At 66.5% G+C, this 23,959-nt stretch carries 29 protein-coding genes and 1 tRNA gene; 20 read left to right on the top strand and 10 right to left on the bottom strand.

The genetic code is table 11. The features are described from left to right. Window positions 1-2: 2 nt before the first annotated feature. The gene (gene ygfZ, locus AX730_RS07190; RefSeq protein WP_062354079.1) at window positions 3-866 is read right to left on the bottom strand and encodes a CAF17-like 4Fe-4S cluster assembly/insertion protein YgfZ; all 864 of its coding nucleotides are present in this window, start codon (window positions 864-866) and stop codon (window positions 3-5) included. Between the two features lie 39 nt (window positions 867-905). Between ygfZ and AX730_RS18435 the strand changes: the two genes are divergently transcribed. Genes AX730_RS18435 through lolD form a run of 10 tightly spaced genes read left to right on the top strand, consistent with a single transcriptional unit; the run spans window position 906 to window position 7,560 of the window. Next, on the top strand, window positions 906-1,091 hold the full coding sequence (locus AX730_RS18435) for a DUF1674 domain-containing protein (RefSeq protein ID WP_083537787.1): 186 nt from the start codon (window positions 906-908) through the stop codon (window positions 1,089-1,091). A gap of 60 nt (window positions 1,092-1,151) precedes the next feature. Further along, complete coding sequence (gene sdhC, locus AX730_RS07185; RefSeq protein ID WP_062354076.1) at window positions 1,152-1,544, top strand: succinate dehydrogenase, cytochrome b556 subunit; 393 nt, start codon at window positions 1,152-1,154, stop codon at window positions 1,542-1,544. After that, window positions 1,541-1,924 (top strand): succinate dehydrogenase, hydrophobic membrane anchor protein, encoded by a 384-nt coding sequence (gene sdhD / locus AX730_RS07180; protein WP_062354073.1) that lies wholly within the window; start codon window positions 1,541-1,543, stop codon window positions 1,922-1,924. Before sdhC ends, sdhD begins: the two co-directional genes overlap by 4 nt. Before the next feature lie 5 nt (window positions 1,925-1,929). Next, the gene (gene sdhA, locus AX730_RS07175) at window positions 1,930-3,720 is read left to right on the top strand and encodes a succinate dehydrogenase flavoprotein subunit (protein WP_062354069.1); all 1,791 of its coding nucleotides are present in this window, start codon (window positions 1,930-1,932) and stop codon (window positions 3,718-3,720) included. An 18-nt stretch (window positions 3,721-3,738) separates the two neighbouring features. Beyond that, window positions 3,739-4,521, top strand: coding sequence for a succinate dehydrogenase iron-sulfur subunit (locus AX730_RS07170; protein ID WP_062354066.1), 783 nt, complete (start codon window positions 3,739-3,741; stop codon window positions 4,519-4,521). Window positions 4,522-4,525: 4 nt separating this feature from the next. Further along, on the top strand, window positions 4,526-4,957 hold the full coding sequence (locus AX730_RS07165) for an MAPEG family protein (RefSeq protein WP_062354064.1): 432 nt from the start codon (window positions 4,526-4,528) through the stop codon (window positions 4,955-4,957). Next, a complete protein-coding gene (locus AX730_RS07160) occupies window positions 4,954-5,202 on the top strand; it encodes an FAD assembly factor SdhE (RefSeq protein WP_062354061.1) in 249 nt (82 codons plus the stop codon). Before AX730_RS07165 ends, AX730_RS07160 begins: the two co-directional genes overlap by 4 nt. Then, on the top strand, window positions 5,153-5,608 hold the full coding sequence (locus AX730_RS18430) for a hypothetical protein (RefSeq protein WP_083537786.1): 456 nt from the start codon (window positions 5,153-5,155) through the stop codon (window positions 5,606-5,608). The genes AX730_RS07160 and AX730_RS18430 overlap by 50 nt, the downstream gene beginning before the upstream one ends. Before the next feature lie 4 nt (window positions 5,609-5,612). Further along, the gene (locus AX730_RS07155; RefSeq protein ID WP_062354059.1) at window positions 5,613-6,860 is read left to right on the top strand and encodes a lipoprotein-releasing ABC transporter permease subunit; all 1,248 of its coding nucleotides are present in this window, start codon (window positions 5,613-5,615) and stop codon (window positions 6,858-6,860) included. After that, on the top strand, window positions 6,853-7,560 hold the full coding sequence (lolD, locus tag AX730_RS07150; protein WP_062354056.1) for a lipoprotein-releasing ABC transporter ATP-binding protein LolD: 708 nt from the start codon (window positions 6,853-6,855) through the stop codon (window positions 7,558-7,560). The genes AX730_RS07155 and lolD overlap by 8 nt, the downstream gene beginning before the upstream one ends. A gap of 215 nt (window positions 7,561-7,775) precedes the next feature. Here lolD and AX730_RS07145 read toward each other — a convergent pair. Beyond that, a tRNA-Ala gene (locus tag AX730_RS07145) sits at window positions 7,776-7,851 on the bottom strand. Window positions 7,852-7,898: 47 nt separating this feature from the next. Continuing rightward, a complete protein-coding gene (gene rnd / locus AX730_RS07140) occupies window positions 7,899-8,978 on the bottom strand; it encodes a ribonuclease D (protein ID WP_062354053.1) in 1,080 nt (359 codons plus the stop codon). Between the two features lie 163 nt (window positions 8,979-9,141). On the opposite strand from rnd, the gene AX730_RS07135 reads away from it, so the two are divergent. From AX730_RS07135 to AX730_RS19120, 9 genes are all read left to right on the top strand, one after another. Next, window positions 9,142-10,953, top strand: a complete 1,812-nt coding sequence (locus AX730_RS07135) for a formylglycine-generating enzyme family protein (protein WP_083537785.1) — start codon at window positions 9,142-9,144, stop codon at window positions 10,951-10,953. A 17-nt stretch (window positions 10,954-10,970) separates the two neighbouring features. Continuing rightward, window positions 10,971-11,882 carry a M48 family metallopeptidase gene (locus AX730_RS07130; protein ID WP_062354048.1) on the top strand — a complete coding sequence of 304 codons (912 nt, stop codon included), beginning with the start codon at window positions 10,971-10,973 and terminating at the stop codon, window positions 11,880-11,882. Window positions 11,883-12,030: 148 nt separating this feature from the next. Next, window positions 12,031-13,119 carry a hypothetical protein gene (locus AX730_RS07125; protein ID WP_157074145.1) on the top strand — a complete coding sequence of 363 codons (1,089 nt, stop codon included), beginning with the start codon at window positions 12,031-12,033 and terminating at the stop codon, window positions 13,117-13,119. Window positions 13,120-13,284: 165 nt separating this feature from the next. Further along, a complete protein-coding gene (locus AX730_RS07120; protein ID WP_232310200.1) occupies window positions 13,285-13,833 on the top strand; it encodes an SRPBCC family protein in 549 nt (182 codons plus the stop codon). A 34-nt stretch (window positions 13,834-13,867) separates the two neighbouring features. Beyond that, window positions 13,868-14,107: a hypothetical protein gene (locus AX730_RS07115; protein WP_062354039.1), complete on the top strand. Its 240-nt coding sequence runs from the start codon at window positions 13,868-13,870 to the stop codon at window positions 14,105-14,107. Window positions 14,108-14,164: 57 nt separating this feature from the next. Continuing rightward, window positions 14,165-14,500: a hypothetical protein gene (locus tag AX730_RS07110; RefSeq protein WP_062354036.1), complete on the top strand. Its 336-nt coding sequence runs from the start codon at window positions 14,165-14,167 to the stop codon at window positions 14,498-14,500. Next, complete coding sequence (locus tag AX730_RS07105; RefSeq protein ID WP_198147069.1) at window positions 14,458-14,973, top strand: hypothetical protein; 516 nt, start codon at window positions 14,458-14,460, stop codon at window positions 14,971-14,973. The genes AX730_RS07110 and AX730_RS07105 overlap by 43 nt, the downstream gene beginning before the upstream one ends. A gap of 112 nt (window positions 14,974-15,085) precedes the next feature. Continuing rightward, entirely contained in the window at window positions 15,086-15,430 is a 345-nt protein-coding gene (locus AX730_RS07100) for a VOC family protein (RefSeq protein WP_083537784.1), read from the top strand. A gap of 439 nt (window positions 15,431-15,869) precedes the next feature. Continuing rightward, window positions 15,870-16,313 carry a phage tail protein gene (locus tag AX730_RS19120; protein WP_062354030.1) on the top strand — a complete coding sequence of 148 codons (444 nt, stop codon included), beginning with the start codon at window positions 15,870-15,872 and terminating at the stop codon, window positions 16,311-16,313. A gap of 26 nt (window positions 16,314-16,339) precedes the next feature. On the opposite strand, the gene AX730_RS18840 is transcribed toward AX730_RS19120, so the two are convergent. The 5 genes from AX730_RS18840 to gluQRS all read right to left on the bottom strand — a co-directional run bounded on the left by AX730_RS18840 (window position 16,340) and on the right by gluQRS (window position 19,744). After that, window positions 16,340-16,510 (bottom strand): hypothetical protein, encoded by a 171-nt coding sequence (locus AX730_RS18840; RefSeq protein WP_157074144.1) that lies wholly within the window; start codon window positions 16,508-16,510, stop codon window positions 16,340-16,342. 42 nt (window positions 16,511-16,552) lie between these two features. Next, on the bottom strand, window positions 16,553-17,293 hold the full coding sequence (gene phbB / locus AX730_RS07090) for an acetoacetyl-CoA reductase (protein ID WP_062354028.1): 741 nt from the start codon (window positions 17,291-17,293) through the stop codon (window positions 16,553-16,555). Window positions 17,294-17,366: 73 nt separating this feature from the next. Next, the gene (phaR, locus tag AX730_RS07085; RefSeq protein ID WP_062354026.1) at window positions 17,367-17,870 is read right to left on the bottom strand and encodes a polyhydroxyalkanoate synthesis repressor PhaR; all 504 of its coding nucleotides are present in this window, start codon (window positions 17,868-17,870) and stop codon (window positions 17,367-17,369) included. A 170-nt stretch (window positions 17,871-18,040) separates the two neighbouring features. Then, window positions 18,041-18,781, bottom strand: a complete 741-nt coding sequence (phbB, locus tag AX730_RS07080; RefSeq protein WP_062354023.1) for a beta-ketoacyl-ACP reductase — start codon at window positions 18,779-18,781, stop codon at window positions 18,041-18,043. Window positions 18,782-18,826: 45 nt separating this feature from the next. Next, window positions 18,827-19,744 carry a tRNA glutamyl-Q(34) synthetase GluQRS gene (gene gluQRS / locus AX730_RS07075; protein WP_062354020.1) on the bottom strand — a complete coding sequence of 306 codons (918 nt, stop codon included), beginning with the start codon at window positions 19,742-19,744 and terminating at the stop codon, window positions 18,827-18,829. A 119-nt stretch (window positions 19,745-19,863) separates the two neighbouring features. On the opposite strand from gluQRS, the gene htpX reads away from it, so the two are divergent. After that, the gene (gene htpX, locus AX730_RS07070) at window positions 19,864-20,745 is read left to right on the top strand and encodes a protease HtpX (protein WP_062354017.1); all 882 of its coding nucleotides are present in this window, start codon (window positions 19,864-19,866) and stop codon (window positions 20,743-20,745) included. Window positions 20,746-20,814: 69 nt separating this feature from the next. On the opposite strand, the gene AX730_RS07065 is transcribed toward htpX, so the two are convergent. Together AX730_RS07065 and epmB are read right to left on the bottom strand one after the other, a co-directional pair. Continuing rightward, window positions 20,815-22,890 carry an EAL domain-containing protein gene (locus AX730_RS07065; RefSeq protein WP_062354014.1) on the bottom strand — a complete coding sequence of 692 codons (2,076 nt, stop codon included), beginning with the start codon at window positions 22,888-22,890 and terminating at the stop codon, window positions 20,815-20,817. A 99-nt stretch (window positions 22,891-22,989) separates the two neighbouring features. Next, on the bottom strand, window positions 22,990-23,959 hold a 970-nt coding region (gene epmB / locus AX730_RS07060), incomplete at its 5' end, for an EF-P beta-lysylation protein EpmB (protein ID WP_062354012.1).

Here is a 23,959-nt window from a genome sequence, read left to right as displayed (position 1 = left end):
GATCAGCGGCGCAGGCCGTCCAGCAGAGGCTGCCGTGTCAGCAGGTGGCCATCAGCAACTACATCGTGACCCGCATGCTCCAGCGGCATCACGGCCAGCATCACGCTCCCCGTGCTATCGGGCGCCGCGCAGGCGACTTCGCCCACATCGCGGTCACCTTCGCGCACCGGGGTGCCGTCGGCGATCACGCCGGCGGCGGAGAAACATTGCAGCGAGCGCTTCGCCTTGCCGAGGAAATGCGTGCGCGCGACGATTTCCTGGCCGGGGTAGCAGCCTTTCTTGACGCTGTAGGCGGCCAGGCGGTCGAGCGCGAGTTGCTGGGGTGTCCACTGTTCGCGCTGCGAAGCCGGCAGGCGGGGCAGGCCGTGTCGCAGGTCCGCGACCTGCCATGCCGACTGCGATGCCGCATCTGCGGCCACGGCGGGACCGATACGCCATGTCCGTGGTCCGCCATCGCCACCGACATCCAACTCGAGCACGCCATCGGCGTCATCGAGCGCGGCGCCGCGTGCATGGGCTGGTTGAGCGAATAGGCCACTGACGGCGACGCCGGCCGGCACCTCGATCTCCAACTTTCGTCTAAAGACGAAGCGGCGCAGCGCTTCGACGAACGTGTCGGCAGGATGGTCGGGTAGCACCAGCCAGAGACTGTCCTGCGTCCGTTTGGCCACCGCGAACACCGCCATCACCCGCCCCTTGGGCGTCAGCCACGCATTCCACTGCCACCGTCCCGGCGCCAGCGTGGCGACGTCGTTGGCGAACTGGGCCTGGGCGAACGCCACGGCATCCGGGCCTTCCAGCACCACCAGGGCGTGGTCTGGCAGGGCGAAAACCGGCGGACTGGTACGGGAAAGGTTGTCAGCCAAGGGGGTGAGGATTAAAATTTTGTGCGTTGCGAGATCCACATGATAGGTCAAACTTCCCCGCCCCCCGACCCCGATCCCGGAACACAGCCACCCGAAACCTCGCCGCCTTCACTGGGCGCAGGTGACGGAACGACGGCCGTGCAGAAGGAGATCGGCGGCCGCGACGGGCCTGAGCCCACGCGTTACGGGGATTGGGAAAAGAACGGGCGCTGCATCGATTTCTGACGCGGCCCCAGCACAGCCAACGCGGTCCTGACCGCCCAGCCGAGACAACGAGCGCAACGAATGGCGACACCACAACGTCCGCTTTCCCCCCACCTGCAGGTCTACCGCTGGCAGATCCAGATGGCGACGTCCATCCTGCATCGCGCCACCGGCATCTTCCTCGCCGCGGGTGCCTTGCTGATCACTGCAGGCTTGCTGATGCTGGTGATCGGGCCTGACGCCTGGAACTGCTTCACCGCGCACGCAGGCGCCTGGTATGGCCAGGTCTTCCTGTTCGGCTGGACCTGGGCTTTCGCTTACCACCTGTGCAACGGCATCCGCCACATCGTGCAGGACTTCGCCATCGGCTACCGCATCGCCACGTTCGTGCGCAGCAGCTGGCTGTCGGTGATCGCCAGCCTGGTCATCACTGCGCTGGTGTGGGCCTATGTGCTGCTGGGAGGTGGCGCGTGAGCAACTTCCGTACCCCCATCAAGAATGCGCGTGGTCTCGGCTCGGCCAAGACCGGTACCGAGCATTTCGTGCACCAGCGCCTGACCGCCACCGCGCTGGTCGCCTTGACGATCTGGTTCCTCGTGTTCGTGCTCAGCCTGATCGGCGCCGACTACGTCACCGCGACCGCCGCGGTCGCCAAGCCCTGGAACGCGGTGCTGCTGGTCGGCTTCCTGGTTGCCATGTTCTGGCACGCCCAACTCGGCCTGCAGGTCGTGCTGGAAGACTACGTGCATAACTCGCTGCTCGCCCTTGCGGTGCAGACCACCGTCAAATTCATTGCTGTGCTGGGCGCGCTCGTGAGCGTGTTTGCCGTAGCCCGCATCGCATTGGGGAACTGAGCATCATGTCCGCTTACAAGATCACCGAACACAAGTACGACATGGTCGTGGTGGGTGCCGGCGGTGCCGGTCTGCGCGCGACCTTCGGCCTGGCCGCCAAGGGCCTGCAGACCGTCTGCCTGACCAAGGTCTTCCCGACGCGCTCGCACACCGTGGCGGCGCAGGGCGGCATCTCCGCCGCGCTCGCCAACATGGGCGAAGACGACTGGCGCTACCACTTCTACGACACCATCAAGGGCTCGGACTGGCTGGGCGACCAGGACGCGATCGAGTACATGTGCCGCGAGGCCATTCCCGCGATCATCGAGCTGGAGCATTACGGCGTGCCGTTCTCGCGCACCGAGGAAGGCAAGATCTACCAGCGCCCGTTCGGCGGCATGACCACCAAGTACGGTGAAGGTCCGCCGGCCCAGCGCACCTGCGCCGCGGCCGACCGCACCGGCCACGCCATGCTGCACACGCTGTACCAGCAGTCGCTGGCGCACGATGCGCGCTTCATGGTCGAGTATTTCGCCCTCGACCTGATCTTCGACGAAGAAGGCGCCTGCCGTGGCGTGCTGGCGCTGGACATGGCCACGGGCACGCTGCACCTGTTCCGCTCGCACGGCGTGGTGCTGGCCACCGGCGGCTACGGCCGTGCGTACTTCTCGGCGACCTCGGCCCACACCTGCACCGGCGACGGCGGCGGCATGGTGATGCGCGCCGGCCTGCCGATGCAGGACATGGAATTCGTGCAGTTCCATCCCACCGGCATCTACGGTGCCGGCTGCCTGATCACCGAGGGCGTCCGCGGCGAAGGCGGCATCCTGCGCAACAGCAACGGCGAGCGCTTCATGGAGCGTTACGCGCCGCACTACAAGGACCTTGCCTCGCGCGACGTGGTCAGCCGTTCGATGACCATCGAGATCCGCGAAGGCCGCGGCGTCGGCGAGCACAAGGACCACATCCTGCTCGACCTGACCCACCTGGGCCCGGAGGTGATCAACGAGAAGCTGCCCGGCATCGCCGAGAGCGCCCACATCTTCGCCGGCGTGGACGTGACCAAGCAGCCGATCCCGGTCATTCCGACCGTGCACTACAACATGGGCGGCATTCCGACCAATTACCACGGCGAAGTCGTGCGCAAGGTCGGCGACAACCCGGATGCCGTCGTGCCCGGCCTGTACGCCATTGGCGAAGCGGCCTGCGTGTCGGTGCACGGCGCCAACCGCCTGGGTTCCAACTCGCTGCTCGACCTGGTGGTGTTCGGCCGCGCGGTGGCCAACCGCTGCGCCGAGACGATCAAGAGCGGTTCGTCGCACAAGCCGCTGGCGGGCGATGCCTGCGACAAGGCGCTGTCGCACCTGGACAAGCTGCGCAACGCCAACGGCGACACGCCCACCTCGGTGATCCGCGACAACATGCAGCGCACGATGCAGGCCGATGCTGCCGTCTTCCGCACCAGCAAGACGCTGAAGGAAGGCTGCGACAAGATGGCCGACATCTTCTCCAGCTTCCAGGACGTCAAGGTCAGCGACCGTTCGCTGGTCTGGAACTCCGACCTGATCGAGACCTATGAGCTGCACAACCTGCTGCTCAACGCGGTCGCCACGATCAACTCGGCCGAACAGCGCCACGAGAGCCGCGGCGCGCATGCGCATGAGGACTTCCCGGACCGCGACGACGTCAACTGGCACAAGCACACGCTGGTGAACGTCGCCGACGACGGTGCCTGCAGCTTCGATTCCCGCCCTGTGCACATGTACACGCTCAGCAAAGACGTGGAAGTAGTGCCGCCCAAGCCACGCGTTTACTGAGCCAGGGAGATCTGACACATGGCCGAATTTTCGCTCCCGAAGAACTCGCGCGTCACCAAGGGCAAGCACTTCCCCGCGAAGGGCGCCAAGAACGTGCGCACCTTCAAGGTGTACCGCTGGAACCCGGACGACGGCGCCAATCCGCGCACCGATACGTACGACGTCGACCTCGACAAGTGCGGCCCGATGGTCCTGGACGCGCTGATCAAGATCAAGAACGAGATCGATCCCACGCTGACGTTCCGCCGTTCGTGCCGTGAAGGCATCTGCGGTTCCTGCGCGATGAACATCGACGGTACCAATACGCTGGCCTGTACCAAGGCCATCGAGGACTGCAAGAAGTCGGAAGTGCCGATCTATCCGCTGCCGCACATGGACGTGGTGAAGGACCTGGTGCCGGACCTGACCCACTTCTACGCGCAGTACGCGTCGATCAAGCCGTGGATCCGCACGCAGACGCCGGCCCCGCCGGACCGCGAGCGCCTGCAGTCGCCGGACGACCGCAAGAAGCTGGATGGCCTGTACGAGTGCATCCTGTGCGCGTGCTGCTCGACCAGCTGTCCGAGCTATTGGTGGAACGGCGAGCGCTACCTGGGCCCGGCGATCCTGTTGCAGGCCTACCGCTGGATCATCGACTCGCGCGATGAGGACACCGGTGCGCGCCTGGACGATCTGGAAGACCCGTTCAAGCTGTACCGCTGCCACACCATCATGAACTGCGCGCGGACCTGTCCGAAGGGCCTGAATCCGGCGCTGGCGATCGCTGAAATCAAGAAGCTGATGATGGCGCGTCGCGCCTGATCGCATGAGCGACGCACCCGCCACGGCGATCCTCTGGCCCGCGGTGGCCATGGCCGGCCTGACCTTCCTCGTGTGGGCCAGGCTGTACCAGCTGCGGCTCGGCGAAATGGCGCGCAAGCGCATCGATGCGCAGGATCTCGCCAGCGTGTCCGATTCGGTGCGCCTGCTGGTCGACACCCGTGCGTCGGACAACTTCCGCAACCTGTTCGAGCTCCCCGTGCTGTTCTACGCCGGCGTGCTGCTGGCGGCGCAGCTCGGCGTGGCGGATACCGTGTCGCTCGCGTTGGCATGGGCCTTCGTCGCGTTGCGTGCCGTGCACAGCGTGGTCCACTGCACCTGGAACCATGTCATGACCCGCTTCGTGGCCTACGCATTGGGCACGCTGGTGCTGATCGCGTTCTGGATACGGCTGGCCGTGGCGCTGGCGACCGCATGACGGACGATCCCGAACTGAAGCGCGTCCGCTGGCACTGCCGGCGCGGCATGCGCGAACTGGACCAGTTGTTCGGTCGCTATCTCGATCGCTGCTGGGCGACCGAATCCGAGCCGCAGCGCGTGGTTTTCCTACGCCTGCTGGATTGCGAGGACGATAAGCTCTGGCGCTGGTTCATGGGCTACGAGCAGTGTCCCGATGCGGAACTCGCCGCGCTGGTCGAACGGATCCGTCAATTGCCGGCTTGAGTGGCGGCCGTCGCGCCTGCTGCAGGCGCTGCTGATCCTGCTAGGTGTGCTGGGCGCGATATCCGTCCTCGCGAGCGAGATGCCGCGTCCATTCGCCTTGCCCATCGCCATCGCCGCACTGGGCTGCGGCGCGTGGCAGGCGAGGCGGGAAGGGCGCAAACCCCGCCTTGCGTTCTGGTTTCCCGGCAATGACCGCCCGCCGACCGCCGATGGTGCGCCGATGCGCGATACGCGCCTCCACTGGCGTGGCCCGTTGGCGTTCCTGCGCTGGCGCGAGCAGCCAGGCGGGCACTGGCGGCATGCGGCCTGGTGGCCCGATACGCTGCCTGCAGCGCAGCGGCGTGAACTCCGGCTTGCTGCGGGCGACGAGGGCGCTGGGCGGCATCGGAGGGATCGGGCACCATAGGCCCATGTTCAAACCCCTTCCTGTCGCGATCGGCCTGCGCTATCTCCGCGCCAAGCGCCGCAATGGTTTCATCTCCTTCATCTCGCTGGCCTCGGTCGTCGGTATCGCGCTGGGCGTGATGATCCTGATCACCACGCTGTCGGTGATGAGCGGATTCCAGCGCGAAATCCGCGACCGCCTGCTGCAGGCCACCGCGCACGCCACCGTGATGGGGGCAGGCGAGGCCATGCAGGATTGGCCGCATGCGACGAAGATCGCGATGGCCGATCCGCGTGTCGCCGGCGCCGCGCCTTTCATCCATGTGCAGGCCATGCTGTCCGGCAACGCCGATCCGCAGGGGGCGCTGGTGACCGGCATCCTGCCGGGCGAGGAGCCGAAGGTCTCGGTGATCGGCGACAAGATGAAGCAGGGCAAGCTGGATTCGCTGCAGCCGGGCGAGTTCCGCATCCTGCTCGGGCAGGAACTGGCGGCCTGGCTGCGTGTCGGCGTCGGTGACAGCGTGGTCGTCACGGCGGGCGATTTCCAGGGCACGCCGATGGGCGCGATGCCCAAGATCAAGCGCTTTACCGTCAGCGGCATCTTTGCGGTCGGCCACAACGACGTGGATCGCAACCTGGCGCTGGTCCACATGGGCGACCTGCAGCGCGTGCTGCGGATGGGCGAAGGTGTCACGGGCGTGCGGCTGAAGCTGCACGACATGTACCAATCGTGGAACGTGGCACGCGATCTGGCGCTGCGTCTGCAAGGCCCCTACCGCATCAGCGACTGGACCAGAGAGAACGCCAATCTCTACCACTCGCTGAAGATGGAGAAGACGGTGATGGGCATCCTGCTGTCCTTCATCATCCTGATGGGCGCGTTCTCGCTGGTGAACTCGCAGGTGATGCTGGTCACCGACAAGCAGGCGGACATCGCCATCCTGCGCACGCTGGGCCTGACGCCGCGTGGCGTGATGCAGGTGTTCATGGTGCAGGGCGTGCTGATCGGCGTGATGGGCACGGTGCTGGGCGTGGTCGGCGGCATCCTGCTGACGATCAATCTGGAATACATCCTCGCCGCCATCGAGGCGGTGTTCAAGGTGACGCTGCTGCCGCCCGATGTGTACTACATCACCGGCCTGCCTTACGAACTGAGCGCTAGTGAAGTCGTGACGATCGCCGCCGTGGCGTTGACGATGAGCTTCCTCGCCACGCTGTATCCCGCGTGGCGCGCCGCCCGCACCCAGCCCGCGGAGGCGCTGCGCTATGAATGACGTCATCCGGTCGGCCGTCGTCCACGCCGAGGCGCTGGGCAAGACCTACGCAGAAGGCTCGCTGCGGACGCCGGTCTTCGATGGGCTGGAACTCAACGTGCAGCCGGGTGAGACCGTCGCCATCGTCGGTGCGTCCGGTGCGGGCAAGAGCACGCTGCTGCATTTGCTGGGTGGTCTCGATACGCCGACCTCGGGCGAGGTCTACGTCGCCGGGAAGAAGATGTCCTCGCTGTCGGATGCCGCGCGTGGCCAGTTGCGCAACCAGGCGCTCGGCTTCGTGTATCAGTTCCATCACCTGCTGCCGGAGTTCACCGCGCTGGAGAACGTCATGATGCCGGTGATGCTGGGCGGTGCCGCTGCCAACGATGCATCGGGCAAGGCGAGGGCACTGCTGGAAGCCGTGGGCCTCGGCCATCGCCTGGCGCACAAGCCGGGTGAACTGTCCGGTGGTGAACGTCAGCGCGCCGCCGTGGCGCGCGCACTGGTCAATCAGCCCGCCTGCGTGTTGGGTGACGAGCCTACCGGCAACCTGGACGAAAAGACCGCCGCCATCGTGTTCGACCTGATGCTGGACCTCAACCGTGCGCAGAAGACCAGTCTCGTCCTGGTGACCCACGACCGTCGCCTGGCCCGCAAGCTGGACCGCGTGCTGGAACTGCACGAAGGCAGACTGCGTGAGCTCGCCCGCGACGCAGTCTGACCTGCTGCCGCGGGTTCGGCCCGCGTGAACGGTCAGGTCGTGACCTGCATGCGTTCCGTGCCCCGGTGACGGTCGGGCCTGGCGCGGGGAACGAGGTCGATGGTGATCAGGCAGGGATAGTCGTTCCGACCATCGCGTGATGCCTGCTACGGTCGCCAACAGCGGAGCCGGACAACAAAAAAAGGCCAGGCATTCGCCTGGCCTTTCGTGTTGGATGGTGGAGCCAAGGAGGATCGAACTCCTGACCTCGTCGATGCGAACGACGCGCTCTCCCAGCTGAGCTATGGCCCCACAAGAGCGGGATTATTCTAGCCCGCAGGAATCGCCTGTGCCAAGCCTCAGGCGCCCAGGATCGGGGCCAGCACCGGCTCCAGTTCACCACGGCGCCAGCCCGAGAGGGCCGCTGGCCATTCGCCGGACTCCTGCAGTGCCTCCAGATAGCGGCGTGAGGCCAGCACGCCGTCCGGCAGGCCCAGCTCTGCGCTGCGTGCGGACACGGCGTCCTGCAGGCGCTTGAGCTGCGTCTTGTCAGCGTCGGACGCGGCGCGAGCCACAGGCATGTCGGCAGCGTCGTCCAGCGGCGTGGTCAGCGCCTGCCAGATCGCATCGGCCAGTTTCCTGGGTGCCTTGGGCTGGGTATCAAACAGGCGCAGCAGGGCGGTCTTGTCAGCCGGCGGCGTGCGCGCCAACGCCACCGCCAGTTCGTTGTCCAGGATCCAGCTGCGCGGCTTGTCGCTGCTGCGCGCCTGGACATCGCGCCAGCGCAGCAGTTGCACCAGCCGTTGCTGTGCAGGGGCATCGAGGAACTGCGCGCTGCGCATGGACTGGTGCGGCCAGCGCTCGCCGTCGTCCTGTGTGGCGCTGTCGACGAAGCGGGCGCAATCCTCTTCCAGCCAGGCGAGGCGACCGGTGGCGATCAGGTCCGCCCGCAAGGCGTCGTGCACGGCGAACAGGTAGCGCACGTCATCGGCGGCATAGTGCAGTTGCGCGTCGCTCAAGGGCCGGCGCAGCCAGTCCGAACGCGTCTCGCCCTTAGGCAGGGCGACGCCGGTGATGCGTTCCACCAGCTTCTGGTAGCCCATGCCGCTGGCCACGCCGGCGATCGCGGCCGCGATCTGTGTATCGAACAGCGGTGAGGGCAGGGCGTCGCAGGCGAACTTGAAGGCCACCAGGTCTTCGCTGGCGCTGTGCATGACCTTGGTGATCGACGTGTCCAGCAGCCACGACCGCAGCGCATCGGTCATGCCGGGAACCAGCGGGTCGACCAGCAGCACGTCGTCATCGATGGCGATCTGCACCAGGGCGAGTTGCGGCCAGAACGTGCGTTCGCGCACGAACTCGGTGTCCAGGCCTATCCGCGCAGGCCGGCGTTGCAGCTGCGCGTCCAGCGCGGCGGGGGTGTCGATCCAATGGGGCACGTGTTCTCCGCGTGATGCGTCGTTTGCTCAGTCAGGCGACAATAACCCAAGGTCCGGGCTCAGCCAGTATCGTCTGCCCGTATTGTCCGCCGGCATTCTCTCATGAGGCGCCGGCGGCGCCCTTCATGGAGGCTGTTTGCGCGCGATTCCCGCCGCCTTGCTGATGTCGCTGCTGTGGCTTGCCGCGTGTTCGCGCGATGCCGCCCCATCCGGTGACGCGGACGATGCGGACGATGCCGTGCGCATGCCCAGCGTCACCGTCAGCGGCGACGACAGCGGCGTGGAAGAGTTGAACTGGCGCGCGCCGCCGGTCGTGCTGGCGGCAGAAGACGCCGCGGACGCGCACCAGCGCGCCACGCGCGCGTTGTCCGAAGGTCGGTTGTTCGAAACCGCGGACGATGCGATTCCGCTGTACCTGGCGCTGCAAGGCATCGATCCTGCCGATCCGCGCGCGAAGAGCGGCCTGCGCCGCAGCCTCGATCGTCTGCTCGACCAGGGTGCGCAGGCACTGCGTCACGCCGAAGATCGCACCGAAGCACTGCGCCGTGCGCGGCAGATCGCGGCGGTCGCGCGCACGTTGGCGCCGGGCGATGCTGCGGTCACCGGCTACCTCGCTCGCGTGGACGAGGTCGACCAGCTGGCCCGGCTGAACGTGGGCAGCGAACGTGCGCTGCGCGAGGGGCGTTTGGGTGAGGACGGCGGTGGCGCCCTGGCGGGCTTTCGCGAAGTGCTGAAATGGAAGCCGGGACAGGCGCGCGCGATGCAGGGCATCGCCGCCATCGAGAGCGCGATGATCCGGCGTGCCGAAGAGGCTGCGGACGCCACTGATTTCGGTACCGCGCAGACGTGGCTGGACCGCGCGGGGACCGTGCGTGAGGACGCCCGGACGGTGGCCGATGCACGCGTTCGCGTGGAGGCCGTCCGCATGGCGAGGATCATCGAACTGCGCGATGCCGGCGTGCGCGACATGGCCACGCCACTGGGGCTGAAGGATGCGCGGATCAAGCTGACGGAGGTGCTGCGCATCGCCGAGCCGGGCAATCGCGTCGCCGCCGATTTCCGCCTGCGCATCGACCTGGCCACCCACTACGGCCTGTTCCGCCCGGGACAGGCCTTTACTGACGCGCTGCATCATGGCGGTCGCGGGCCGGCAATGGTCGTGGTCCCGCACGGGGGCTTCAGCATGGGCGCCGCCGCCGACGAGGCCAATGCGGCCGATGCCGAAAAGCCCGCCCATTACGTGCGCTTCGATCGCGGCTTCGCGATGGCGCGGCACGCGGTGACGGTGGGCGAGTTCCGCCGGTTCGTCGAGGCCACCCAGTATCGTCCACGTGCCACGCGTCGTGGCCATTCGGTGGTGTACGACGAGCGCAGCGGCAACTTCGTGCGCCGCAGCGGCGTGGACTGGCAGTCCGATTACGCCGGCCAGCCCGCCAGCGACGACATGCCCGTGCTGCATGTCAGCGTGTACGACGCTGAAGCCTACGCCGAATGGCTGGCGGGGCAGACCGGCCACAGCTACCGCCTGCCCAGCGAGGCCGAGTTCGAGTACGCGCTGCGCGCCGGCGAACAGGGCCGCTACCCGTGGGGCAATGGCCAGCCGCCGCGCGGGTTCGGCAACCTGACCGGCGGCAACGACGCCTCGCCCAGCGGGCGCACCTGGAACAACGCCTTCGTCGGCTATGGCGATGGCTACTGGGGGCCCGCGCCGGTAGGCCGCTTCCGCGCCAATGCGTTCGGCCTGAAGGACCTGGGCGGCAACACCAGCGAATGGGTCGGCGACTGCTGGCACGCCAGCTACCGGCGCGCGCCGGCCGATGGCGCGGCGTGGTTCAATCCCGGCTGCCGGTCGCGGGTGGTGCGGGGCGGCTCCTGGGCCAGTTCGCCGGCGCAGGCGCGCGCCGCGTGGCGTTCGTCCTCGGATTCGGATATGACTAATGCGCGGGTGGGCTTCCGCGTCGTTCGCGGCATCTAGCCGCCAGGGAGAGGGTGATGAGGCAAGATCCTAACGGGCGCTCGCAATACGGCCAGGGCGGCGGGCGTCGCGGTGGCGGGCTGGGCAACCTGCGCTGGCTGATCCTGTTGGGATTCCTGGTCTACGGCGGCTGCTACTACCTCAACAACCGCGTGGTCGACCCCTACACCGGCGAGAAGGTGCTGATCGACAATTCCATCGGCGTGGAGGAGGAAAAGGCGCTGGGCCTGCAGGCCTACCAGGAGATCCTGCAGCAGGAGCGTCCGGTCGATCCGAATTCGCAGGTCGCACAGCAGGTGCGCACGATCGCCCAGCGGCTGATCGCCAGGATTCCCGAGGTCGAGGCCGCCATCGCGGCGGAGAAGGGCACCCAGCCCAGCGGCAACTGGAAGACCTTCGACTGGGACGTCAACGTCATCGAGTCCGAGCAGGCCAATGCGTTCTGCCTGCTTGGCGGCAAGATGGCCGTCTACACCGGCCTGCTGCCGGTGGCGAAGAATGCCGATGCCGTGGCGGTGGTGATGGGCCACGAGATCGCCCATGCGCTGCTGCGCCACGGTGCGCAACGCATGTCGCAGCAGAAGCTGACGCAGATCGGCCAGATGGCCGGCGCGATGAGCGGCATGGACCCGCAACAGCAACAGATGGTGATGTCCGCGATGGGCTACGGCTACCTGCTGCCGTATGCGCGCGAACACGAGACGCAGGCCGATGAAGTCGGCCTCATGCTGGCGGCGGCGGCCTGCTTCAATCCGGAAGAAGCCGTGCCGCTGTGGCAGCGCATGAGCGAAGCCAGCGGTGGCCAGGCGCCGCCGGAGTTCTCGTCGACCCATCCCAATCCCGGCACGCGCATCCAGAACCTGACCGCGCTGATGCCCAAGGCGAAGGAGTATCGCCAGCGCTTCTGTACCACGCCCGCGGGCGGCTGAGCCTCGGCGAGCGGAAGCCCGATATCGGAGGTCGCGTACTCGCGCGTGGCGCCCTGTTGCCTACGCGTGTCCCTTGGCGCGTTCATTCTTCGTTATGGAAGGTAGCGGAACACGACCGCTACCACCTCTTTCCTTCTGGAGCTCTCCTATGACGTCGTTGACTGTCCGATCTGCTCTGCTGTTGGCATTTGCCCTGCCGTTGCATGTTTCAGCCCAGTCGCGCACCGCTGCTCCTGGTGTTCCCGCTGCAACCGGAAAGGCGGTAGCCCAGCAGGCGGTACGGACGGGGAGCAGTGCATCGCCCCAGGAACGCGCAGCGCTGACGCGCGCCTTCGTCGCCAAGTGGGGCAACTACGTGGAGCGCGTCTACGGTGTTCCGGTGAAGGTGTGGGCTGGGCGCATGGGGCCGAACTTTGGCCTGGTGGATGGCGACAATTTCCGCAACGCCCTGAAGCGCGATACGTTCGAAGGTGCGATGGCGGAGCTGGGTGGCAATGGCGTAGAGGTCAGTGATGACCAGATGATCACCAAGCTTGCCCGCAACCAGGATGTCACGCCGAAGGTGCTGGGCGCCCTCAACAACGATCTCGTGTATACGCCAGTCGCGCCATGCCGCATCGTCGATACGCGCAGCACGTCGGCAGGTGCCATCAACGCGAACGCGACGCGCAACTTCCTTGGCGTCAATGCGAGCAATTTCAGCGCGCAGGGCGGCAGTGCAACCAACTGCGGTACGCTGGGCCTGGTGGCGACCGCCATCGCGGTGAACGTCACTGCGGTTGTACCGAACGGGGCCGGCTACGCCACGGTATATCCCTACGCTACGACGCAGCCCTCCACCGCCAGCGTGAATTACACGGCGGGTGACGTCGTCAACAACGCACTCATCGTGCAGATTCCGAATCCGCTGGGTTCGTTCGACTTCAGCATTTATTCGTTGGCGCAATCGCACTACGTGGTCGATATCGTCGGCTACTTCGCACCCCCGCTTGCCACGGCGCTGCAGTGCGTGGATACGACGAGCACGATCACCAGCGTGGCAGCGGGCGCTACCGCCAATTCCGTCGCTCCCGCTTGCCCCGCCGGCTACACCCAGACCGCTACGAACTGCGAATCGCAGACCTGGCAGATGCCCTTCGTTTTCTTCAAGAACGGTACTTGTTCGGCACAGAACAACTCGGGCGGTGCGGCCGAGTTGCGCGCGTCACGCACCTGCTGCCGCGTGCCGGGTCGCTGATCGCCTGAAGCTTCAGTACGTTGCACGGGGGCCGCTAGCGGCCCCCGGGAGTTAATGGAGGGCGGCCCACGTCGCCGAATACAGGCGGGCCTGCTTGCACAGTACGGAACAAACGGGTCGAATGCCTGATGTTTCCTCGGCATCGATGCACGGCAGCCAATGAAAGTGATCTTCACTACCGCACGCTTGGCGTTGTTGTCGGTTGCGGTCGCAATGCCGGCGTATGCCGAGGTCAAGGATGCGAGGCCCCAGGGCTTTACCCTCGAGCATTCGGCGTGGGTCCCGGCCACGCCGCAGGCGGCGTATGCCGCGCTGGTGAACGACGTCGGTCGCTGGTGGCCGGCGGATCACACGTGGTGGGGCGATGCCTCGAAGCTGTCGATCAGCGACAAGGCCGGCGGCTGCTTCTGCGAGATCAACGGCGCGCAGCAGGCGTGGCACATGACGGTGACCTTCACCGATCCCGGCACGCTGCTGCGCATGACCGGCGGCCTCGGCCCGCTGCAGGGCATGGGCCTGCACGGTGCGCTGGAATGGCGCTTCGCCGAAGAGAAGGGCGGTACCCGCATCACCCTGTGGTATCGCGTTGGCGGCTATACGCCCGATGATCTGGGTAAATTCGCGCCGGCCGTCGACAAGGTGCAGGGCGTGCAGCTGGGCGGCCTGGCGACGTTCCTCGGCGCACCACCGCCGGCATCGACCCCGTCGCGTTGAGTTTCATCACATCCCTCAAGGAGAGCAGGACCGCATGAGCATTCGTCTGACGGAAAAGGACAGTGGCCGTACGCTGGGCACGATCTCGCAGGAAGACTTCCAGTTGCTGGTCGACCACATGGAAGAGGAGTCCTCGACGGACCAGGACTACTACGTCGAGCACACCGCCATCGACGCGCTCGAAAGCCTCGGCGCCAGCGCGGACTTCGTCGCCCTGCTGCGCACGGCGGTGGGTGAATCGGAAGGGATCGATGTGGTGTGGGCCGAGGTGTAAGGCGGACGTTTGGTTTCGCAGGCGCCATGTCCAACCAGCTCGCCGGGCACTGCCGGAATGTCGGAGTTCCTGGTGCTCTGCATTGGGGTCCTGCAGATCGTGGCCGGCATTATCGTGTTGGTGTGGGCTTGGCCTCTGTTTGCTGACCCGCCGTTCCTGAGTCAGGGATTGGTCAAGGAGTATCACGACCTCAGGCAGATGCTTCCCCGTGATGACGCGACACTGGCGACACTGAAGGGTCTGCGCTGGAAGCTGGAATGGTTGTTCCTTCAGCAGACCGAGGGTGTGTTCTTCGGCATGGCCTCGGGCGCCTTGCTGGTGATGTGCGGATCGGCCCTGGTGGGAGTGGCATGCTGGCCGCGCGTATCGCGAACGCTGTGCAGGAAGAGGTGAGCGGGAGAAGGGATATGGACGCGGTGCTCAGGTCCACTCGCGGTGTATCCGAACTCACGCTGCGCCTGAACCTGTGCAGCGATGCCGAGTGGGAATGCACGCTCGCGTTCGTGGATCAGGACTGGAACAGCGCACGCGGTCAGCCGTTCACGGGAGCTGTGGAGGGCTTCCTCCTGACGACGGCATCGCTTGAGGCATTGCACCGCCATCTGGTGGCCTGGCTGGATGGCCGCCTGGAAGCACTTGTTTCTTCGCGCCTGGACGCTGTGTTCGAACTGGCGGTACCAGGACAGCGGTTGTGTCTCCGATTCGGTCCTGTCGAGAACGTGAATTTCGACGTCGGAAAACCTGTCGCGAGCATCCGCTTTTCCATCGGCGCGTTGACGGGCAATCTGCACCTTGTTGCCGACCCGTCGTGCATCGCCCTGTTTGCCGAAGCGTTGGGGCAAGCCTTGCAAACCGGCGGAACGTAGGGGCTTTTGTAGGATGGGTGGAGCCGAAGGCGATACCCATCATCTCGGACGACGATTTTCTTGACGATGGGTATCGCTTCGCTTAACCCATCCTACGTAGGAGCACGCCTGCATGTCCCCACGCATCATCCCCATGCAACCCGTCCGCCATCTGCCGCGGGCGATCGCGTTCTACGAGCAACTGGGTTTCACCGTCGAGGACCGGCGTGACGATTGGGGCTGGGCGAAGCTGCGCTGGGGCGAGTGCCGGGTGATGCTGGACCAGTCGATCAACGTGAATCCAGACGCGCCGCGCGGTGCGGTGCATCCGGACGACATCGCGGCGTTCCACCGGCAGGCGCGCGAGAACGGCCTCGACGTCCCCGACCTGGACGACACCTTCTACGGCATGCGCGAATTCCGCATCGACGACCCGGACGGCAACCGTCTCTGGATCGGTCAGCAGGCGGCGGGCTAGGGCGTTACTGCCCCACGGTCGCGACGGACCGTCGTCCGGTCTCACATCCATCGGTGCGGATGGCATTCCGAGCTCCATCGATCGCGTTCGGAGCCCGGCGTGTCTCACGTTGAAAGCCATCGATGGGTTTCCGAATGCCATCGATCGCTTTCAATGTGCCATCGATGGCTTTCTGATGGTCATCCGTCTCACAGTAGATCCCGTCGATCGCCCTCCGAGTGCCGGGTATGGCCCTCGGCATGCCATCGATGGCTTTCCGCGCCCGACGCGTGACATTCCGAGCCTTGCGCGAGGGATTCCGGGCTCCATCGATGGGGCTCGACAGGCCATCTCGCCCCCCGAATGTCACTTTGTTGACCTCCGGCACGGCGTCTCTGCGTTGGAAAAGAGGTCGGCGGCATACCTGCGCCGGCCTTCCTCCCTCACATGGAACCTGCCCATGGCCGTACTGCGTGACCGTCCGTATGCCGGAATGAATTTCCTCGTCGACCTCGGCACCGGGGAGGACGGCGCCCAGGGCGGTGTATCCGAAGTGACCTTCCCCGATGCGCGGCTGCAGCTCAACGAATACCGCAACGGCAACGACAAGACGCTGGAAGCCACCAAGCTGTCCACGCTGACGCACTACGGGCATCTGGTGCTGCGGCGGGGCGTGATCGGATCGCTGGCGTGGTACCAGTGGTGGGACGAAGCACGCAATGGCGGCGACGCACGGCGCAGCATCAGCGTGACGCTGCTGGACGAGCAGGGCAATCCGGCGATGCGCTGGCGCTTCCTGCGCGCCCGGCCGGCGGCCTACCAGACCTCGTCGATGGATGCGGCGCTGGCGGAGGCCTTGTTCGAAACGCTGGAGATCGCGTTCGACCGCTTCGAGCTGGAGTAGGGATCAGTCCAGCGGACGACGCAGTGTCAGAGCTTGCTGAAAAGCGTTGCCGCCACCAGCAGGCCGAAGCCGGCGACCACCAGCCAGAAAGCGTGCGGGGCCAGTACCGGCACGTAGCCGAACTTGGCGGCGATGCCGCCGCTGCCGAGCAGCAGCGCGATCAGCCAGACGCCGAACGTGGGAGGGGTCAGTTTCATCGGGATTCCTTGTCGTGTCGGTGAAGCGCCGGGAACCGACGCTCAGAAGCTCATGAACAGGCCGCCGTTGACCGGCAGGTTGGCGCCGGTGATGTAGCTGGCGTCGTCGGCGGTGAGGAAGGCGACCGCGCGTGCGATGTCGTCCGGCTGGCCGATGCGGCCGACCGGCACCGAGGCGACGGTGCGGTCGCGCACCTCGTCGGGCATGGCGCGGGTCATCGGGGTTTCCACGTAACCGGGCGACACGCTGTTGACGGTGACGCCCTTGCGTGCGACTTCGCGCGCCAGCGACATCGAGAAGCCGTGCAGGCCGGCCTTCGCCGCGGCGTAGTTCACCTGGCCGAAGTTGCCGGTCTGGCCACTGACCGAGCTGATGTTGACGATGCGGCCGAAGCCGCGTGCCTGCATGCCGTCGACGACATGGCGGCAGAGATTGAACACGCTGTCGAGGTTCACCCCGATCACCGCATCCCACTGCGCCTTGTCCATCTTGCGCAGGGTCGCATCGCGGGTGATGCCGGCGTTGTTGACCAGGATGTCGAGCGCGCCATAGCGGGCTTCGATGTCGTGCACGAACGCTGCACAGGCGTCGAAGTCGGCCACGTCGACGGCCGCGGTTTCGATGTTCAATCCGGCGGTGTGCGCGCGAAAGCGGTCCAGTTGTTCGGTGGAAGCGGGCAGGTCGGCGGCGATCACCGTGCGTCCGGCTTGCGCCAGTGCGCGGCAGATCGCCACTCCCAGGCCACCCAGCCCCCCGGTCACCACGGCGATGCGTTGCGTCATGCGTATTCCTGCGTCACGAGGTCAAAAAAAGGCCCGCGCAACGGGGCGCGGGCCGGGTTTCACTACGAGGTGGTTAGCGGGCGCGCGTCTTGGGCGTCTCGCGCGGCTCGTCCTTCGGCTTGACCGTGGTCGGTCGGCCCATGCCACCGGTGAGGTTGCGCTGGAATTCCTGCCACAGCTCCATGTTGCGCTCGGTGAGCTGGTTCATCATGGTCCACGGCGTCTGGCCGAGCAGGTTGCCCATCTGGCTGCGGAACTGCTGCTGCTGTTCCATGAACAACTGCATGCTCCGCTCCAGGTAGTTGCCCATGAAGCCCTGCAGCGAGTCGCCGTAGAACCGGATGATGTGGCTGAGCAACTGGGTGGACAGGATCGGCTCGCCGTCCTGTTCCTGCTCGCTGATGATCTGCAGCAGCACGGTGCGGGTCAGGTCGTCGCCACTCTTGGCGTCCCGGACCTCGAAATCCTCGCCGTCGACGATCAGTTGGCGCACGTCCTCAATGGTGATGTAGCTGGAGATCTCGGTGTCGTAGAGACGACGGTTGGGGTACTTCTTGATGATGCGGATCGCAGCCATTGAGTCTTCGCTCTAAACGCGTATACGGCCAGCATGACGCAGCGCAACAGCCCTTGCAACAGGCCACAAGGCAGGGAGGCCCTGTTCAGCCGCGGGAACATGCTGCGCCGCATGCAGGTACGACGACGCCCCATGCGGGGCGTCGGGAAACGGGTGTAAACGTGCTGGGTTTACCAGCCCATGTGGTGGCCGCCGTTGATGTCCAGGTTGGAGCCGGTGATCCAGCTGGCCTGTTCGTCCACGAGGAATGCCACGGCGTAGGCGATTTCCTCCGGCTTGCCGAGGCGACCGGTCGGGATGTCGGCGGCGATCTTGGCGCGGACTTCCTCCGGCACGGCCATCACCATGTCCGTGGCCACGTAGCCAGGCGAAACGGTGTTGACGGTAATGCCGAGCTTGGCGTTTTCACGCGCCAGCGAGATGGTGAAGCCGTGCATGCCGGCCTTGGCCGCGGCGTAGTTTGCCTGGCCGTACTGGCCCTTGAGGCCGTTGATCGAGCTGATCTGGATGATGCGGCCCCACTTGCGGTCGCGCATGCCGTCGATCACCGGGCGGGTGACGTTGAACACCGAGTTGAGGTTGGTGTTGATGACATCGCCCCATTGCGAAGACGACATCTTGTGGAAGGTGCCATCGCGGGTGATGCCGGCGTTGTTGACCAGCACCTCGACCGGGCCGAGCGACTGCTCCACGTCCTTCACCATCGCCTGCGCTTCGTCCGGCGATGTCACGTCGCCTTTCACCAGCACGAAGTCGTAACCGTCCGCCTTCATCTGCGCCTGCCACGCACGCGCCTTTTCCTCATTCCGATAGTTGGTGGCGACCTTGTGGCCCATGTCGGCCAGCTTCTTGCAGATGGCGGTACCGATACCTCCGGTGCCGCCAGTGACCAGGGCGACGCGCGATGTCATGTGGGGAATCTCCTTGGACCGCCGCAAGCCGACGGCCACCCGATTCTAGACAGCGCCTGCGGCAGGATTGTTGTGCGCTGCAGCGAACGTCATTGATGTCACTTTTGGCAGGCGATCCGGCTGGAATTCGCGTATCGCGAGCCGAAGGGCGGCAGTGACCGTAGGCGCGCCGTCGAGGACGGTGGCCGGTTGCCCCAGCGCCTGCCAGGCGACCCGCAGGGCCGGTAGCGGCGCGTCGTCGTCGATGGGCAGGGATGCCATCGATTTCGACAGTTTGTTGCCGTGCGCATCGACGATCAGTGGCAGGTGCAGATGGCGCGGGGTGGGCAGGCCCAGGGTGCGCTGCAGCAGGATCTGCCGGGGCGTGGAGTCGAGCAGGTCGGCGCCGCGCACGACATCGGTGATGGCCTGGTCGGCGTCATCGACGACGACGGCGAGCTGATACGCCCAGAAGCCGTCGGCGCGGCGCAGGACGACGTCGCCCACCTCGCGGTCGATGTGCTGTTCGACCATTCCCTGCAGGCCGTCATCGAACGACACGCGGGTACCCTCCGGCACGCGCAGGCGAATCGCCGGCGGGCGTCCGGGATCCGACGCGACGCAGGCGCGATGGATGCCGCCTGCCGCGGCGAGATCGCTGCGACTGCACCGGCATTCGAACGCATGGCCGTCGGCCAGCAAGCGCGCGAGCGCGTCGGCATACCGCGCATGACGCGTGCTCTGCCAGACGATGGGAAGGTCCGATTCCATGCCGAAGGCGGCAAGCGTGTCCACCTGCCATCGGGCAGCGCCGGCGATCTCACGGGGCGGGTCGAGGTCCTCCACGCGGATGAGCCATTCACCGCCGTGGTGACGGGCCAGCAACCAACTGCCCAGTGCGGCGACGAGCGATCCGATATGCAGTCGTCCGGTGGGTGAGGGCGCGAAACGACCGCGGTACGGGGAGGGAACGGTGTCGCTCATTCGTCAGTAGGGAGGAAAGCTGAACCACGTAGTCAGGAAGTCGCTTGAATTCAAGCGGTCACAGCCGCAATTCTGCGGTCGTAACCGTTTGCATACCACCCATCCCGGAGATCCCTGTCGTGTTCACGCGCGTCGCCTTGTTCCTCGCTACCAACCTTGCCGTGCTGGCCCTCGCCAGCGTGGTCATGTCCCTCCTGGGCGTCAATTCGGGCCAGATGGGCGGGCTGCTGATCATGGCGGCGATCTTCGGCTTCGGCGGTTCGCTGATCTCGCTGTTGACCTCCAAGTGGATGGCCAAGCGCGCGACCGGTGCGCAGGTCATCACCCAGCCCCGCAATGATGCCGAGCGCTGGCTGGTCGCCACCGTGCAGCGTCAGGCGCAGGCGGCCGGCATCGGCATGCCTGAAGTCGCGGTCTACGACGCGCCGGAGATCAATGCGTTCGCCACCGGCGCCAATCGCAACAACGCGCTGGTGGCGGTGTCCACGGGCCTGCTGCGTTCGATGACCCAGGACGAAGCCGAGGCGGTCCTGGGCCATGAGGTCGCGCACGTCGCCAATGGCGACATGGTGACCATGGCGCTGTTGCAGGGCGTACTGAACACCTTCGTCATCGTGCTGGCCCGCGTGGTGGGCGGCATCGTCGACAGCTTCCTGTCCGGCAACCGTGAAGGCGGCGGCCGCGGGTTCGGCTACTACATCATCGTGATGGTGCTGGAAGTGGTGTTCGGCCTGTTCGCCACGATGATCGCGATGTGGTTCTCGCGTCGTCGCGAGTTCCGCGCCGACCAGGGCGGTGCCACGTACGCGGGTCGCCAGAAGATGATCGCCGCACTGGAACGCCTCAGCCAGCAGCAGCGTCCCAGCACGCTGCCCGCGCAAGTGGAGGCCTTCGGCATCGCCGGCGGCATCGGCCAGGGCATGAAGAAGCTGTTCCTCAGCCACCCGCCACTGGAAGATCGCATCGCCGCGCTGCGTGCGCAGCAGGGCACGTTCGCCTGACAGGCAACCGCGACGAAAAGGAAACCCGCCGGAAGGCGGGTTTCCTGTTTCAAGGGAGGAGGCAGCCCGTCAGCTGAAGTCGTAGTGCATCGCCGGGCCGGGTGCGGCCAGGAAGTTGCCTTCGACGTAATCGAGGCTGGCGGTGAACAGGAACGACATCGTGGCGGCGTCCTGCACGTGCTCGGCCACCGTCAGGATGCCCAGCGCCTGCGCGCGCTCGGCGATCTCGCGGATCTTCTGCTGGTGCTCGGTGTTCTTGCCCAGGTCCTCGCTGAAGACGCGGTCGATCTTGAGGAAGGTCGGCTGGAAGTGCGACAGCAGCTGGAACGAATCCAGCCCGGCGCCGAAATGCTCCAGCCCCACCTGGCAGCCAAGCTTGGCCGCCGCGGACTGGAAGGCCTGCGCCTGCCGCAGGTGAGTGAACACCTTGGCCTCCGGTGTCTGCAGCCACAGGCGGTCGCCGGGCACATCAAGGGCGGCCAGCTGCCTGGCGATCAGGTCCAGCAAGCGCGTGTCGGCAAACGACGCCGGGCTGACCTTCACGACGAGGCGGGTATCGCGACCGGCGCGCTTGCGCTCGGCCAGCACTTCGATGGCGCGGTTGACCACCCAGCGGTCGATGGCATCGAGCAGGCCGTTGTCCTCGGCGATGCCGATGAAGGATTGCGGCAGCACCACTTCGTCGTTGGACTCCAGCCTCAGCAATGCCTCGTACACTTCGCCGGGCTCGCCCTGCAGGCTGACGACCGGCTGGTAGTGCAGGCGGAAACTGCCGTCCTGCAGGGCTTCGCGCAGGCGCTGGATCCAGTTCTGCACGCGTTCTTCCTCGGCGCGATCCACGGCGCCGGGGTCGAAGATCTCGATGCGGTTGCCGCCCAGGTTGGTGGCCGTCTGCAGGCCATCGGTGGCACGCGTCAGCACCGGTCCGACACTGGCGATCTTCTCGCCGATCTGCACGCCGCCGATGCTGGCGGTGACCGAGGCCGAGCGCTCGCCCACGTTGAAGACGTGCGATGCGTAGGACGCACGCAGCTTTTCCGCCAGCGCGGCGGTCTGCGCATGGTTGCCGCGCAGCAGGACCGCAAACGTGCGCTCCCCGAAGCGCGCGGCGAGGGTGCCCTCGTCGAGCTTCTCGGACAGGCGCGCGGCCAAGGCGGCGGCCAAGGCGTCCGCCGAGTCGATGCCGATGTCCTGCAGCAGGCGCTGGTAGTGGTCGGGCTCGATCAGCAACAAGGCGTACTGGTCTTCGCCGTGGGCGACCTTGGCCACGGCGTTCTCCAGTTCGCGCAGGAACGTCGGGCGGTTGAGCAGCCCGGTGACCATGTCGCGCTGGCGCAGGTCTTCGACTTCCCGGGCCAGTTCGGGGTCGAACTCCTCGCGGCGGCGGAACACCACCTGTACGCAAGCCTCGCCTTCGTAGGTCGCCGTGGCGAATTCCAGCGTGGCGGGGAAGCTGTCGCCGTCGATGCTGCGGGCTTCCAGTTCGAAGCGCGGCGGCGGCGCTTCACCCTTGCTGAGCTTCTTCAGCAGGGCCTTGAAGTCGTTGACGTACTGCGGCGCCACCAGGTCGAGCAGCGAGAGGCCCTCCACGTCTTCGAACGACTCGAAGCCGAACATCTCGAGATAGGCGTCGTTGGCCCGGATATGCATGCCTTCGTGGATGTACGCGATGGGATCGCGGGAAGACGAGATCAGGGCATCGCAACGGCGCTCGGTCTCGCGCATCTGGCTTTCCAGCCGGCGCTGCGAACGACGGGCGTCGAGATCGGCCCACTCGCGGCGGAGGACGGTCAGTACGTGTTCGGGTCGGCCGCGCAGCGCCGTCGCACGCGCGCCGGCCGCCTGGTCGGCGAGCAGGTCGGCCTCGCTGATCGCGTCAGCCAGCACGATGACCGGGATGTCCTTGCCGCTGGCATCGACCTGTCCCAGTACGGTCGCCAGCGGGATGCCCTTGGCCGATCGCGACGCGAGCACCATGTCCATCGGCTGCGCGCTTACCATCTGCCCCAGTTCGCCTGCGTCGAGTGGTCGCAGCGGGCGCACGGCGATGCCGCCGTTGCGCAGCGTCGAGACGATGACCTCCGCGTCTTCCGCACTGTCGTCCACCAGGGTCAGTCGTAGCGTGGTGTCTTTGCCGATCTGCATGCAACGTGTCCGCGAGGGGTGCGCGTTTAATACCCGAACGTGTGAGACGAGTCCAATGCAACCGTCGCAGATGCTGACACCGCCCCGCTTGAGCGGCCGTCAGAGTGGCCGCTTTCCGGTATCGCCGGCGACTTCCCGCACCAGCCGCGGCACGAGGTAGCCGGACAGGCGGGCGGCCAGCGCCGCGTGCAGCGTCCTGGCCCGCGCGTCGTCCACCTCGAAGTGGGCCGCGCCTGCCACCCGGTCGAGCTGGTGCAGGTAGTACGGCAGCACGCCGGCCGCAAGGCCCCGTTCGCTGAGCGCGGCAAGGGCGTCGACGTCGTCGTTCACGCCCCGCAGCAGCACCGCCTGGTTGAGCAGGTGCACGCCGGCACCGCGCAGGCGTGCGAGCGCGGCGTCGACCGCGGCATCGAACTCGTTGCCATGGTTGGCGTGGATGACCAGGGTCGCCGGCCACCGCAGGCCCGTCAGCCAGGCCAGCAGGCCGTCATCGATGCGCTCCGGCAGTACGACCGGCAAGCGGCTGTGGATGCGCAGGCGACGGACATGCGGGATGCCGGCCAGGGCATCGGTCAGCTCGGCGAGCTTGGCGTTCGACAGCGACAGCGGATCGCCGCCGGACAGCAGGATTTCCTCGACACTGCTGTCGTCGCGGATCAGGTCGATGGCCTCGCGCCAGCCCTCGCGGGCAGCGGTCTCATCGGAATAGGGGAAGTGGCGGCGGAAGCAGTAACGGCAGTTGATCGCGCAGCTGCCGGTGGCCACCAGCAGGGCCCGGCCACGGTACTTCTGGATGACGCCGGCCCCGGTCTTGGCGGCGCCGTCGCCGACTGCGTCCAGGCCGTAGCCGGCGACCGGCCGCATTTCATCGTCCAGCGGCAATACCTGCCGCAGCAGCGGATCATGCGGGTCCCCATACCGCATGCGGGCGACGAAGCCGCGCGGCACCCGCAGCGGGAATTGCGTCGCGGCTTCGTCCGACACCCGCTCCATCAGTGCGTCCAGTCCCAGCAGCGCCAGCAGCTCGCGCGGATCGCGCACGGCATCGCGCCAGGCCTGCTGCCAGCGG

The organism is Pseudoxanthomonas mexicana, from assembly GCF_001556105.1.
In the GTDB taxonomy this organism is placed as follows: Bacteria; Pseudomonadota; Gammaproteobacteria; order Xanthomonadales; family Xanthomonadaceae; genus Pseudoxanthomonas_A; species Pseudoxanthomonas_A mexicana_A.
The sequence above is the reverse complement of the archived record's forward strand: the minus strand, read 5'-3'. Positions and strand labels throughout refer to the sequence as shown.